This window comes from Pseudomonas reidholzensis, from assembly GCF_900536025.1.
Taxonomy (GTDB): domain Bacteria; phylum Pseudomonadota; class Gammaproteobacteria; order Pseudomonadales; family Pseudomonadaceae; genus Aquipseudomonas; species Aquipseudomonas reidholzensis.
On sequence record NZ_UNOZ01000030.1, the window covers coordinates 31,702 to 45,086 of the forward strand.

Here is a 13,385-nt window from a genome sequence, read left to right on the forward strand (position 1 = left end):
GTTACCTCCCTCTACTGCACCGCCTCGCAAGCCTGTGGCGCGCTTTCGCGCAGGCCGAGCACCTGGCTGCACCCATGACGAGACCGCACCATGCAAACAATCAGCAGCGCTCCACCTTCGAGCGGCTTGGCCGCCAACGCCGTCCTCCTGCCGCTGGTCTGGACCCGAGCGGCGCGCCGCCCCTCCACCCGCCGTCCTGAAGTGCCGAAACGCTGGTCGCGCTATGAGCGTCTGTCGTTCTCGATGCTGGGCTACACCTGGGGGATTCTGATCGTGGCTGTGGCCGCCTTGCACATCGGCAACTATCAGCTGGAAACCATAACCTCCTCCACCTCGGGCTCGCATTCCGCTTTCCATGACGGCGCTCAGGCGATCAAGCCTGATCAGCAGAGCCCCCAACCGCTGCCCCATGAAGGAGCCAAGCCATGACCCAGAACGACGTTCCTGACGCCGGTTGCTGCCCGGCGGGTGCGCATGGCTGGCTGCGTGTCAGCACCGATGCGCCGAGCAAGCTGGATGAAATCAGGCAGACACTGGGTGTCGATATCGTCCGTACCCTGCAAAGCAACCTGAGCCAGGACGGCGAGTTCTTCTTTTTCCCGATTACCTTCCTGAGCCTGGAGCAGGGGCGTAAGCAGGGCAGCCGGGTGGTGTTCGTGCTCGGCCGCGACACGCTGATCTCGCTGGAGCCTGCCCCTGCGCCACAGCCGCTTGAGGTGGCATTGCAGAGGCTGCAGCGTGACGCCTGCACGGTCGCGGCCTTCGAAAGCTTCGCGATCATTCTGCAAGCGATCAACGACGCGACCGACGAGTTGCTGGACGCGCTGAATGACGACCTGGGCAGGGTGCTGGTACAGACCAACTCGGTGCTCAACAGCCTGGAGGCGCGCGATCGCGACTTTGGCGCCAGTGATGTCATCTCCACGCAGCTCGATCTCGGCGAAGTCGAAGAGTTGCTGTCCGACTGCATCGAAAGCCAGCTGCAACTGGCGTTGGCTGCCCGTCACACGCTGGCGCGCCTGCCCAGCGTTCATGCGCATCTGCAGGGGCTGTTCCGCACGCTGATCGATGACATTGAAGCCGTCGAGGAGCATGTCAGCTTCGTCCATGACCGCGTACGTCTGCTGCAGACCACCAACAACATGGCACTGAGCGTCAAGCAGAACCAGATCGTAAAAGTCTTCTCGGTGGTTACCGCGGTGTTCTTGCCGGCCATGCTGATCTCGACGTACTACAGCATGAACATCGTCAACATGCCGATTCTCGAGTGGCAATACGGTGAGCCCATGATCATTGCGCTCACGGCCGGGCTTGCGCTGTTGCCACTGCTCTATGTGAAGCACCGCGGCTGGTTGCGCTAGACGCCGCCCTCGAACCTGCGGAACACGGTGCACGCCGACGTAGCCTGTTCGCCGCCGGCAAGGCCATCCTCCCCTACAAGGACTCCACCGATGCCACACACTCCGAACCCTTCGACCGCCGCGTCGGCCAGCCTCCAGGGGCTGGTCTGGAACGCCGACCTGACCCTGCAGAACGACTCGAACCCCGCTGCCGTGCAGCGTCGGGAGGCCATTGACCGGGCCCGCGCGAGCCGCCCGCGCACCGCACAGATCGAGCGTGAAATCATGATCGCCGTGATTGTCCTCTACGTGCTGATTCTCGGCAGTTTCGCCGGCCTGCACCTGTACGGTGAGTACGCCATGCCCGCGCAAACCGAGCAGGCCGTTGCGGCCGAAGGAGGGCAGCAGCCATGATCCAGAATCAATCCGACCAGCCGCTGGCCTGCGGCCATGCCGACAAGCGCCTGCAGGCGTCCGGCTGGCTGCGGCTGTGGGCCCGGCAAGGCGAGCAACTGGCGGGCGCGCAGCGCGAGCATGGCCTTGACCTGTCGCCGGGGCGCGGACGCGCTGCAATCGAAGAAGGCGACTTCATCGTCATCCCGGTAGAGATGGTCATCCGCGCCGCGGATCAGTATCTGGAGACCACCGTGGTCTTCGCGCTGGGCAAGCACGTCTTGATCAGTGTGGAGCAGGACGTGCGCCTGGGCGCACTGGACCAGGCCAGCGAGCAGCTGCTCGAGACGCTGGAAGCCGGTGGCACGCTTGATCCGATGGCGATGATGTTCACCCTTCTCGAGGCGCTCAACGACTCAGCGCATGCCGCCATTCGCGAAATCTCCGCACGCCTGGACGAACACAGCGAAGCCGTGGCCGCCGCCAGCGGGGGGTTCGAGATGTCCAAGTGTCAGGCAGGCGTTGCCGACATTGCCAGCACGGCCATTGCCCTCGGGGAGGCCGAAGAACTGGTCGCCAAAGCGGTGGAGGGGCAGTTGATGCTGGCTCGCGCGGGCCGTTGGCTGCGCCGGTTCACCAGTGATGCCCGGTTGCAGCAGAGCCTGCCTACGTTGCTATCGGATATCCATAGCCTGCGCCGTTACGCGCGTTTCCAGCATGACAAGATCCGCAACCTTCAGCAGTCGCTGATGACCACGCTGGATATCAAGCAGAACCAGGTGATCAAGGTGTTCACGGTGATCACTGCCGTCTTCACGCCACCCACCCTGGTGGGTGCGTTCTATGGGCAGAATTTCGCTTACATGCCCGAGCTGCAGCTGCCATGGGGCGAGTGGATCGTCATGCTGCTCACGGGGCTGTTTGCGTTGGTCCCACTGGCGTACATCAAACGCAAGGGGTGGATGCGATGAAAGCACTCTATGGAATGCCCGCCTGGTGCCGGCTGCATGCTGCCAACCCGCAGGCGCTGGAGGACCTCAATCAGCAGCATGGCGTCGATCTGCAGCCCAGGAGCATTGCGCGGCCAGGTGCCACGATGCGCATCCGCTGCGCTCGCTTGCAGGGCCAGCAGGTATTGGTGACGGACCTGCTCTGGCGCCAGGGAGATGATGACCAGACGGTGTTCACGGTGGAGACCGGACACCGCGTGCTACGCCCCAACCAGGCCCTTGAACGGATCCAGGCGCAGGGCTTGTCATGTGACAGCTCACAGTCCATCTCTCTGGTGCTGCTGCACCAGTTGCTGGGCCAGACCGCCATGGTGCTCGATCGCATCGACCAGGGGCTGACCGTGTCCATGCTAGCGCTGCGGGCGTTCCAGTTGAACGCGGGCACCGACCGCAAGCGCGGCGCGGAAGACCTGAGCGATGTCGATAACCACCTCACTGCGCTCAATGGACCGCTGTCGTTCGTGCTGCAGTCGCTGGACGACCTCGAACAGGCCGCGCTGCGGCTTCGCCGTGCGACGATGCGCCCGTCGTTGCTGGCCGCAAGCCATGTGGATGGCTTGGTTGCGGAGATCGAGGGCGTGCAGCGCCGCGCGCGCTTCACGCTCGAACGGCAACGCTTCCACCGCCGTGCCGCTGGCGAAACCGTCGCCATCAGCGACCTCAATGTGACCAAGGTGTTCAGCGTGCTGTGGGCCGCCTTCATTCCGGGTACGGCGCTGATCAACTGGTACGGGCAGAATTTTCGGGTGATGCCCGAGCTGTCGTGGGATGGCTCACTGTGGACGCAGTTGTTCGCCGTGCTGGTACTGACCGCCGTACCGATCATCATGGTCAAACAATCCGGCACGCTGCGCTGACAAGGTTTGCGCCGGGCTTGACCGCGGGTCATGCGCTTTGAGGTACGCTGCGCATGAAATCGCTGCGGGGACCCGGAGGGCGCGATGCTCGGCAACCGGGGTATCACTGCAGCACCATGGAGCCAGCCCTGTCATGACACGACAACCCGCGCACAGAGCCTCGCAGCCCTACCGGGCCACACGGCTCGCGTTCATGGCGATCGCGATGGCGGCGATCTTTCTGCTCGACACGGCCACCAGCTACGAGATCGCCGGGTCGGTGTTCTACACCGTGGTGATTCTGACGGCGGCGCGCCTGCTCAAGCAGCGTGCGCTGATCATGCTGACGGGCACCTGCATCGCGATCACGCTGCTCAGCTTTGCCATGACCCAGCAAGGGGATTACCGCGCCGGCCTCGTCAACATGACCATCAGCATCGTCTCGATCCTGATCACCGGCTACCTGGTGTGCAAGATGGAAGCCGCACGCGCCGCAGCCCATGATGCGCAGGCCCGGCTGATGCGTATCTCGCGTGTCAAAAGCCTGGAAGGGCTCACCACCTCGATCGCGCACGAGGTCAACCAGCCGCTCGCGGCCATCGTCACCAGCAGCAACGCCTGCCAGCGCTGGTTGGCGCAGCATCCTGCCAACCTGGACAAGGCCCGGCAGGCGGTCGAGCGCATCCTCAATGATGCAGGCCGTGCGAGCAGCATCATCGCGCGGGTACGCAGCCTGACCAAAGGCGACCCGCCGGACAAGACCGCGTTCGCCTTCAACGACGCCGTGCAGGAAGTGCTCACCCTGTCACAAGGGGAAATGCTGCGCGGCAGCATCGCGCTCACGGTCGATCTGGCAGCCGACCTGCCGCGCGCGCTGGCTGACCGCGTACAGATCCAGCAGGTGATGGGCAACCTGATCCTCAATGCCATCGAGGCTACGCTCCCGGTAGCGGCTGCCCGACGCGTCATTCACGTCGGCTCCAGGTGGCAGGGCGAGACGATCGTCTTCGCCGTGTCAGACACCGGCATCGGCCTGCCCAGCGGCGTTCGCGAGCACGTGTTCGAGGCCTTCTGGACCACCAAGGAGGAGGGCATCGGCGTCGGTTTGAGCATCAGCCGCACGATCATCGAGGCCAATGGTGGTCACCTCTGGGCCGAATCTAATGACCACGCTGGCGCGGTGTTCGCGTTCAGCCTGGCTACCACCGACAAGGAACCCGCATGAACAAAGCCGCCTCTCAGGCAAACGCGCCACAGCCGATTGTCTACGTGATCGACGACGACAGTTCGGTTCGTGCCGCGCTGGCGGACCTGCTGGCTAGCGTGGGGCTTGAGGTGCGGGTCTTTGCCTCCACGCGGGCGTTCCTCGCCCATCCACGTGAGGATGCCCCGGGTTGCCTGGTCCTGGATGTGCGGATGCCAGAGCAGAGCGGCATGGACTTCCACCGGCAGATGGAGGGCTTGGGCTTGCACCTGCCGGTGGTGTTCATCACCGGGCATGGCGACATCGCCATGGGTGTGAAAGCCATCAAGACCGGCGCGATCGACTTTCTCACCAAGCCGTTCCGTGATCAGGAGCTGCTGGACGCCATTCAGCTGGGGATCGAGCGGGATCGCCAACGCCGCCAGCGAGACGCCGCGGCGGCCGAGCTAGGCAGCCGCTGGCGATTACTCAGTGAGGGTGAGCGCCAGGTCGCCGGCCTGGTGGTACAGGGTCTGCTGAACAAGCAGATCGCGCATCAGCTGCACCTCAGCGAGGTCGCCGTCAAAGTGCGCCGCGCTCATGTCATGCGCAAGATGCAGGCGCGTTCGCTGGCCGATCTGGTGCGCCTGCTCGAACGTCTCCCGGCGTAACGCGCCAGCCCATGCGCGCGGGCGCGCCTAGGCTATTCGGCCCATTCCGGATCGCCGGTGAACACCACCGTGATCCAGCGGTCCGGCCCTTCGCCGCCCACCGCGTCGCCAATCTCGTTACGCAGCGCATCCCATTCGGCGATAGTGCGCGCCGGCATGCTTGTCGGCACGATGAAGTACAGCTCGATCTCGCGCGAGCGGCCGACCTTGGCCACATAGGCCCGGTACGACTGCAAGCCGTGCCGGCTGACAAACGCCTGGGCCACCGTGTCGACGTGTTGCTTGAGGTCGACCGGGGTGACCAGGAAGATCTCCGCCAGTGCTTGGCGCACCACCGACAGCGGCAACGGGATGATCACCAGGCACACCAGGCCGAGCACCGCCGGGTCGATGTACGGCGAGATCCACGCCCAGCGCGTGCCCTGGATGGCCAGGCCGACGCAGAAGGCGATCAACAGCGCAGCGGTAATGCTGGCCGACATCACCCAGCCCTTGACGTCCATGCGCACGAAGTCGGAGTTGAGCGTACGGTTGGCGCGGGCTTCGACGATGGCGATGGTGACGCAGGCGATCACCGTCAATACCGCGTAGATCAGCGCCAGGCCGAACTCCAGGTCGCGGCCGCCTTCGAGCAGGCTGCTCACGGCGTTGATCAGTGCGTAGATGGCGACCCCGCTGAGGAGGATGCCATTGAGTGCCAGGACCATCGGCTCCAGGTGCCAGAAGCCCATGGAGAAGCGCTCGCGCAGCTTGCGCGACATCTGTGCGCTGGTGACGTGTGCGGTGATCAGCTTGACCACCACCAGCGACAGCCCGCTCATGCTGGCGTCGACCAGCGAGTAGACGCCGTCGAAGACGATCGAGAAGGAGCCCGAGGCGAGGCCGAAGCCGATGCCGATGGTGGCGATGAACAGGGTGACGGCGATCGAGGCGCGGAGCAGGCCTTGTTCGCTGGTGATGTCGAAGAATGAAGTCTTGCTGGGGGCTTCCATAAGTAGAACTCTTTTCAAAGGCGGTGCTGCTGTGGTGTCTGTGCCGGCCTCATCGCGGGTAAACCCGCTCCTACAGGGGTCGCTGCAAGGCCCAAAATTTTGGGCTGCACAGAAAACCTGTGGGAGCGGTTTTACCCGCGATGAGGCCGGCGCGGACTAAACGCGGAACTGTTCCATCAATGCTTGCTGCTGGTTGGCCAGGCGGTTCAGCGCCTGGCTGATGCGCGCCGACTCATCGGCCTGCCCGGACAACGACTCGGTGACGTCGCGGATCCCGGCGACGTTGCGGTTGACCTCTTCGGCCACCGCGCTCTGCTCCTCGGCCGCCGAGGCGATCTGCAAATTCATGTCGGTGATCACCGCCACAGCCTCGCCGATCCGCTGCAGTGCCGGCAAGGCCTGTTCCATCTGGCCGGCGCTGTCCTGGGCCTGGCGCTGGCCGGCGTGCATGGCACCCACCACATCCTGGGTGCCTTGTTGCAGGCCTTCGATGACCTGGCGAATCTCCTCCACCGACACCTGGGTGCGCTGGGCCAGGTTGCGTACCTCGTCGGCGACCACGGCGAAGCCTCGCCCGGCCTCGCCAGCGCGGGCGGCCTCGATGGCGGCATTGAGGGCGAGCAGGTTGGTCTGCTCGGCAATCGCACGGATCACCTCCAGCACCGAGCCGATCTGCTCGCTGCTGCTCTCCAGGGCGCGCGCCTCGCGCATCGCCGCGTTCATGTCGGTGGCCAGCCGGTCGATCGCCATACGGGTATCGGCAACCCGTTGCAGGCCCTCGCGGCTGGCCTGGTCGGCCGCACGCGCGGCTTGTGCCGCCTGGGCCGCGTTGTGCGCGACATCCTGGGCGGTGGCGCTCATTTCGTTGGCTGCCGTGGCGACCTGCTCGATTTCACGCTGCTGTTGCTGCATGCCGTTGCTGGTCTGGCTGGCGATGGCGGCGGACTGGTCGGCGGTGCCGCGGGCCTCGTGCAGGGAGCCTTTGACCTGGGCGATCACCGGCTGCAGCTTGTCGAGAAAGCGGTTGAACCAGCCGGTCAGCTGGCCCAGCTCATCCTCGCGGGCGTAGTCCAGGCGACGGGTCAGGTCGCCTTCGCCGCTGGCGATGTCGCGCAGGCGTTCGGCCACCGCCAGGATCGGCCGGGTGACGCCGCGAGCGGTCAGCCAGACCAGCAGCAAACCCAGCACGGCGGCTGCCAGGCCGATCAGCAGGCTGCTGACATTGGCCTCCTGGTTACGCGCAGCCAAGCGTTGGTTGAGGGCGATCGCCGGTGCCTGCAGGACCGCTTCGGGCAGCTCCAGCAAGACCTGCCAGGGCGCTGCGTCAGGGATCGGCGCAAAGGGTTGGGAGATGCGCATCTGGCCCTCATCGAGGCGCTGCACCGGCTGGCCGGCGCGGATCGACGCCAGTAGGTCCTGCGCGTGCGGGCCAAACGCCTGGGTCAGCGACTGGCTTAGCCGTGCGCTGTCGCGGCTGTGCCCCGCCAGCAGCCCGGCCGGGCTGACGATGCTCACCTGGCCCTGGCCATCGAACAGCTCCTGGCGACCCGCCAGGCTCAGCTGCTGCAGGTTGTCCAGGCCGATGTCGAGGCCGATCACGCCGATCACCTTGCCGTTGTCGAGCAGGGGCAGGGCGATGCTGGTCATCAATACCTGACGGCCATTGACCTCGTCGAAGTAGGGCTCGAGCACACATGCCGCGGCAGTCTCCTGCGGGCAGGTGAGCCAGCGGTTGTAGGGCAGGCCGTTGCTGCCGATGCTGTTGTCGGCGAGCATCGACTCGGGCATGGCTTCTGCCTCCAGAGTGCCGGGGCGTGGCTGCGACCAGTACAGCGAGAAGCGCCCGCTGTCGTTGCTGCCTTGCTGATCCTGGCCGACGAAACGGGCGTCCTGCCCGTCGAGGGCGTTGGGCTTGAACACCAGGTAAAGGCCGATCAGGTCGGGGTTGCCGGCCAGTGCGGCGCGCGCCTGGGCATTCAGCGCGGCGCGCAGGTCGGTGTCGCCGCGCTGCCTGAGCAACTGCACCACACGGCTGAAGCCATTGCCGTACTGGTAGGCCGCCATGAAGTAGCGCTGGATGCGCAGCGCCTGGGCTTCGGCGTGGGCCTGCAGGCGCAGGCGCGCGCTGTGGTCGAGCAGCTCGGTGTTGGCCGCGAACACCTGGGCGGCGCTGCGCCGGGCCTGGGTCAGCGAAGTGGCCACCAGCAGGGCGACGATCACCAGCAGGCAGAGGCCGGCGAGCAGGGTGATCTTCCACTGGATGGAGAGGCGGCGCAGGAGCATGGTTTTTCCTTCTCGAACAGGCCGACGCCCGCGTTCGGGCGGGCGTCGGCAGGGCAGGTCATTCAGCGATGCAGTTGGGCGGTGCGACCCGGAAGGCCTTGGTCATCCAGCCGAGGTAGATCAGCCCGAGCAGCGCCCAGGCGCCGCCGAACAGCAGCGAATGCGCGTTCAGGTCCAGCCACAGGGAGACGATGATGCAAAAGCCGATGGTTGGCAGCACCAGGTACTTGAGGGTGTTCGCCAGGCCCTTGTTGCGCTTCTCGCGCAGGTAGCAGTGGTTGATCACCGACAGGTTGACGAAGCTGAACGCCACCAGTGCGCCGAAGTTGATTACCGAGGTCGCGGTGACCAGGTCGAAGAAGATCGCCGACAGGGCAACCAGGCCCACCACGGCGATGTTCAGTACCGGCGTCTTGTAGCGGGCGTGCAGGCGGGCGAAGACCCTGCTGGGGATCACCCCGTCACGCCCCATCACGTACAGCAGGCGCGAGACGCTGGTCTGCGAGGCCAGGCCCGAGGCGATGGTGTTGATCACCGTGCAGGCGATGAACACCGACTGGAACAGCTTGCCGCCGACATACAGGGCGATTTCCGGCAGCGCCGCCTCCTGGTCGTGGAAGCGCTGCATGGTCGGGAAGTACGCCTGGATGAAGTACGACACCAGGATGAACACCAGCCCGCCGATCAGCGCGGTGAGGAAGATCGCCCGGGGAATGGTCTTCGCCGGGTCGCGGGTTTCTTCCGACAGGCAGGTGACCGCGTCAAAGCCCAGGAACGAGAAGCAGAGAATGGTCGCGCCGGCGGCGAGGGCGCTGAACTGCGTCTGCGGATCGACGAACGGGGTCAGGCTCCACGCCGTACCCAGGCCTTCGCCATGGTCGAGCCCGCGCATGCAGAGGTAGATGAACACGGCAATGATCGCCACCTGCACGGCGACGAACAGGGCATTGAAGTGCGCCACCAGGTTGATGCTGCGCATGTTCACCAGGCTGATCAGGGTGACGAACCCGGCCACCCAGATCCATTGCGGCACCTCGGGGAACATCGCCGACAGGTACAGCTTGGCGAGCAGCGCGTTGACCATCGGCAGCAGCAGGTAGTCGAGCAGTGATGACCAGCCGACCAGAAAGCCCACATGCGGATTGATCGCCCGCTGGGTGTAGGTGTAGGCCGAGCCGGACTGCGGGAAGCGTCGCACCAGGGTGCCGTAGCTGATGGCGGTGAACAGCACGCCCAGCAGCGCCAGGATATACGCGCTGGGCACGTGCCCGGCGGTGATGCCGGAAACAATGCCGAAGGTATCGAATACGGTCATTGGCGTGAGGTACGCCAGGCCAATGATCACCACATGCCAGAGACGCAGGGATTTGCGCATCTGGCCGTTGCCGGGAGTGCTCTGGTCAGGCTGCATGCGGGTGAGGCTCCTGGGCCTGGACAGCGAAGGAGGCGGATTGCGGGCACGGCAAGGTCATGCGGGTGGGCTCCATGTTGTTCACCTTTTATGTTGGAGCGGCAGTTGGCGCGAGCGCGGGCTGATGTGTGCAGACGGCCCTGGGCAGCGTGGTGAAAATAAAAAACGATTCGGCAGGGGGCGTCAAGTTAAACATGACAAAGTGTTACGGTAATGCGTCGATAATCGGTTTATTTAGCTTTTGTGCTGCTTTTTAGTGCGTTTCTTAAGGGTTTTGGCCGATTTTGGTGTCCGTAAAAATTTACGAATGCAAAGTCGTGGACACACCGTGGGCAATAAATTGCCCGTGGAGGACACCGCATCCGGTCATGGTCGGTGGTACCCTTTGCGCCCAGCGCGACCGCTGTCGCGCATCCCCCTATGGACAGCAATCGGTTCAATTCATGAAGAAATCAGTAGGCATCCTTTCCGGCCTGGCCGTCGCCATTGCCATCGCAGCCACCGCGGGCGCGTGGTACACCGGCAAGCAATTGCCTGCGGAGCTGGCCAGCTCCGTGGCCCGGGCCAACGAAGAGCTGGTCAAGGCCACCGCGGGTACCGGCGGCAGCATGAGCCTCGAGCTGGCCTCGCTGGAGCAGCACTTCTTCTCCAGTACCGCGCATTACCGGCTCAAGGCCAAGGATGTCTGGCTGGGCGAGGGCGCTGCGCTGAACTTCGACGTCGGCATCGTCGACCAGCTCGAGCACGGGCCGTTCCCGTGGTCGCGGGTCAAGGCCTTCAAGCTGTTGCCGGTAATGGTCGAGAGCAACAGCAGCCTGGAAAAGGATGATTTCACCGCGTCCTGGTTCAGCGCTGCCGGCGACCAGTCGCCGGTCACCGGCCGGGTCAGCGTCGGCTATGGCGGCCACATCGACAGCGATATCCGCCTGGCACCGGTCAAGCTCAACGAGCCCAACGGCAACACCCTGGACTTCTCCGGCATGCAACTGCTGCTCAGCGGCGACCAGCAAGGCAAGGCGGTGAAGATCCACGGCAATGCCGAGCGCCTGGAAATGAAAGTGGTCGGTGATGACCATCCGCCAGCGACCTTTACCTTCGAAGGCCTGAAGGTCGGTGGCGACCTCGCCAGCACCGGCCACGACATGGTCTACGTCGGCAATCTGGACGTGTTCCTCGGCCAACTGCAGGCGACCCTCGGGCCGAAGCAGGAGGTGCTGCTGGTCAAAGGGCTGGAGCAGAACAACCTGTACAGCGCCGAAGGCCAGGACAAGCTGGGCGCGCGCATCGAGTACAAGGTGTCCGACATCAACTACGCCGGTCGCCCGGTCGGCAGTGGGCAGATGGTGGTGACCTTGAAGTCGCTGGACATCCCCGCGCTGCAATCGCTGGCCGAGTGGTACCAGACCAAGATGCCGCAAGTGCAGGAAATGCAGCGCGCCACGGCCGCAGGCGAGCCGATGCCGGCGTTCGACATGACCGAGGACGAGAAGACCAAGGTGCTCGCCGAGGTGCAGAAGATCCTCGTCGCCAAGCCGAAACTGGCCATCGAACAACTGTCGTTCAAGACTGCCAACGGCGAGAGCCGCTTCAGCCTGGCGCTGGACTTCGCCAATCCGGCGTCGTTCGACCTGCCGCCGGACCAGTTGGGCAAGCAGTTGATCAGCCAGTTGAAGGGTGAGTTGTCGGTGTCCAAGCCGATGGTCGGTGACCTGGCGACCCTGCAGGCGCTGCTCGATGGCCAGACCGACGCCCAGGCGATTGCCCAGCAGTCGAGCCAGGCAGGCGAGATGGTCGGCATGATGGCGGTGCAGAGTGGCATGGCGACCGTGAAGGGCAACGACGTGGTGTCGAGCCTGCACTATGCCGAGGGCATGGTCGACTTCAACGGCAAGAAGATGACCGTCGAGGAGTTCGCCATGATCCTCGCGGCTCACCTGGCTGCGCTGTCGCCGCAAGGCTGATACCTGTTGGCTGTGCCGCCCCCGCGCCTGTGGCGTTGAGGGTGGCACGGCGGGCAGTGCCGCTGTCCTACAAAAATCGCTTTTGCATTGACCTGATTGTCTGTAGCCTTCGGCGCGATAATAATCCGCGCCCGCAGAGGGCCGTGATGGCCTGTAAGAGGCCGTCCGGCACCATTAGCCGATCTGCCAGGGCCGGGTGATACACTCGACTGACGCGCACGCGCGCCCGCAGGTCCAGCGATCATGACCCAGATTTCCGAACGCCTGTTGGTTCAAGCCCACCTTGATGCCAAGCAGCCCAACCCCCTGACGCCCGCGCAGGAGGCCGAGTACCGTGCGGCCATCGCCGCCGAGCTCAAGGCCCAGAACGCAGTTCTGGTCGCCCACTTCTACTGTGACCCGGTGATCCAGGCCCTGGCCGAGGAGACTGGAGGCTGCGTCTCCGACTCGCTGGAAATGGCCCGTTTCGGCAAGAACCACCCGGCCGACACGGTGATCGTCGCCGGCGTGCGCTTCATGGGCGAGACGGCGAAAATCCTCACCCCGGAAAAACGCATCCTCATGCCGACCCTGGAAGCGACCTGCTCGCTCGACCTGGGGTGCCCGGTGGAGGAGTTCTCGGCGTTCTGCGACAAGCACCCCGAGCGCACCGTGGTGGTCTACGCCAACACCTCGGCGGCGGTCAAGGCACGTGCCGACTGGGTGGTGACGTCCAGCTGCGCGCTGGAGATCGTCGAGACCCTGATGGACAACGGCGAAACCATCATCTGGGGGCCGGACCAGCACCTGGGCCGCTACATCCAGAAGAAGACCGGCGCCGACATGCTGTTGTGGGACGGTGCCTGCATCGTCCACGAAGAGTTCAAGTCGCGCCAACTGGCCGACATGAAGGCGCTGCATCCCGATGCTGCGATCCTGGTGCACCCGGAGTCGCCAGAGGCGGTGATCGACCTGGCCGATGCGGTGGGCTCCACCAGCCAGCTGATCAAGGCGGCGCAAACCCTGCCGAACAAGACCTTCATCGTCGCCACCGACAGCGGCATCTTCTACAAGATGCAGCAGCTGTGCCCGGACAAGGAGTTCGTCGCGGCGCCGACGGCGGGGAATGGCGGCTCGTGCCGCAGCTGTGCGCATTGCCCGTGGATGGCGATGAACACCCTGGAGCGCACGCTCGACTGCCTGCAGAAGGGCAGTAACGAGATCTTCGTCGACCCGGCGTTGATCCCGCGGGCGATCAAGCCGCTCAACCGCATGCTCGACTTCACCCAGGCGGCGCGGATGAAGTTGTCGGGTAACGCCTGATCC

The 13,385-nt window shown here is 64.7% G+C and carries 12 protein-coding genes and 1 pseudogene; 9 read left to right on the plus strand and 4 right to left on the minus strand.

Features of this window, described 5'->3' with window-relative positions:
• Positions 1–90: 90 nt before the first annotated feature.
• The 7 genes from CCOS865_RS19730 to CCOS865_RS19760 all read left to right on the plus strand — a co-directional run bounded on the left by CCOS865_RS19730 (position 91) and on the right by CCOS865_RS19760 (position 5,433).
• On the plus strand, positions 91–429 hold the full coding sequence (locus tag CCOS865_RS19730; protein WP_208644556.1) for a hypothetical protein: 339 nt from the start codon (positions 91–93) through the stop codon (positions 427–429).
• On the plus strand, positions 426–1,361 hold the full coding sequence (locus CCOS865_RS19735) for a magnesium transporter CorA family protein (protein ID WP_119143927.1): 936 nt from the start codon (positions 426–428) through the stop codon (positions 1,359–1,361). Before CCOS865_RS19730 ends, CCOS865_RS19735 begins: the two co-directional genes overlap by 4 nt.
• A 90-nt stretch (positions 1,362–1,451) precedes the next feature.
• Positions 1,452–1,754, plus strand: coding sequence for a hypothetical protein (locus tag CCOS865_RS19740; protein WP_119143929.1), 303 nt, complete (start codon positions 1,452–1,454; stop codon positions 1,752–1,754).
• Complete coding sequence (locus tag CCOS865_RS19745; protein ID WP_119143931.1) at positions 1,751–2,704, plus strand: magnesium transporter CorA family protein; 954 nt, start codon at positions 1,751–1,753, stop codon at positions 2,702–2,704. Before CCOS865_RS19740 ends, CCOS865_RS19745 begins: the two co-directional genes overlap by 4 nt.
• Complete coding sequence (locus CCOS865_RS19750) at positions 2,701–3,600, plus strand: CorA family divalent cation transporter (protein ID WP_119143933.1); 900 nt, start codon at positions 2,701–2,703, stop codon at positions 3,598–3,600. Before CCOS865_RS19745 ends, CCOS865_RS19750 begins: the two co-directional genes overlap by 4 nt.
• A 133-nt stretch (positions 3,601–3,733) precedes the next feature.
• Positions 3,734–4,804 carry a sensor histidine kinase gene (locus CCOS865_RS19755; RefSeq protein ID WP_119143935.1) on the plus strand — a complete coding sequence of 357 codons (1,071 nt, stop codon included), beginning with the start codon at positions 3,734–3,736 and terminating at the stop codon, positions 4,802–4,804.
• Complete coding sequence (locus CCOS865_RS19760) at positions 4,801–5,433, plus strand: response regulator transcription factor (RefSeq protein ID WP_119143937.1); 633 nt, start codon at positions 4,801–4,803, stop codon at positions 5,431–5,433. The genes CCOS865_RS19755 and CCOS865_RS19760 overlap by 4 nt, the downstream gene beginning before the upstream one ends.
• Before the next feature lie 32 nt (positions 5,434–5,465).
• Here CCOS865_RS19760 and CCOS865_RS19765 read toward each other — a convergent pair whose 3' ends face one another.
• From CCOS865_RS19765 to CCOS865_RS19775, 4 genes and pseudogenes are all read right to left on the minus strand, one after another.
• Positions 5,466–6,425, minus strand: a complete 960-nt coding sequence (locus tag CCOS865_RS19765; protein ID WP_119143939.1) for a cation diffusion facilitator family transporter — start codon at positions 6,423–6,425, stop codon at positions 5,466–5,468.
• 156 nt (positions 6,426–6,581) lie between these two features.
• Complete coding sequence (locus CCOS865_RS28795) at positions 6,582–7,337, minus strand: methyl-accepting chemotaxis protein (protein WP_425272979.1); 756 nt, start codon at positions 7,335–7,337, stop codon at positions 6,582–6,584.
• A gap of 102 nt (positions 7,338–7,439) precedes the next feature.
• A pseudogene (locus CCOS865_RS28800) lies at positions 7,440–8,708 on the minus strand (methyl-accepting chemotaxis protein); the annotation flags it as partial.
• A gap of 58 nt (positions 8,709–8,766) precedes the next feature.
• The gene (locus CCOS865_RS19775; protein WP_119143943.1) at positions 8,767–10,119 is read right to left on the minus strand and encodes an APC family permease; all 1,353 of its coding nucleotides are present in this window, start codon (positions 10,117–10,119) and stop codon (positions 8,767–8,769) included.
• Between the two features lie 443 nt (positions 10,120–10,562).
• Between CCOS865_RS19775 and CCOS865_RS19780 the strand changes: the two genes are divergently transcribed.
• Positions 10,563–12,080 carry a YdgA family protein gene (locus CCOS865_RS19780; protein ID WP_119143945.1) on the plus strand — a complete coding sequence of 506 codons (1,518 nt, stop codon included), beginning with the start codon at positions 10,563–10,565 and terminating at the stop codon, positions 12,078–12,080.
• 243 nt (positions 12,081–12,323) lie between these two features.
• Positions 12,324–13,382: a quinolinate synthase NadA gene (gene nadA / locus CCOS865_RS19785; RefSeq protein WP_119143947.1), complete on the plus strand. Its 1,059-nt coding sequence runs from the start codon at positions 12,324–12,326 to the stop codon at positions 13,380–13,382.
• Positions 13,383–13,385: the final 3 nt, after the last annotated feature.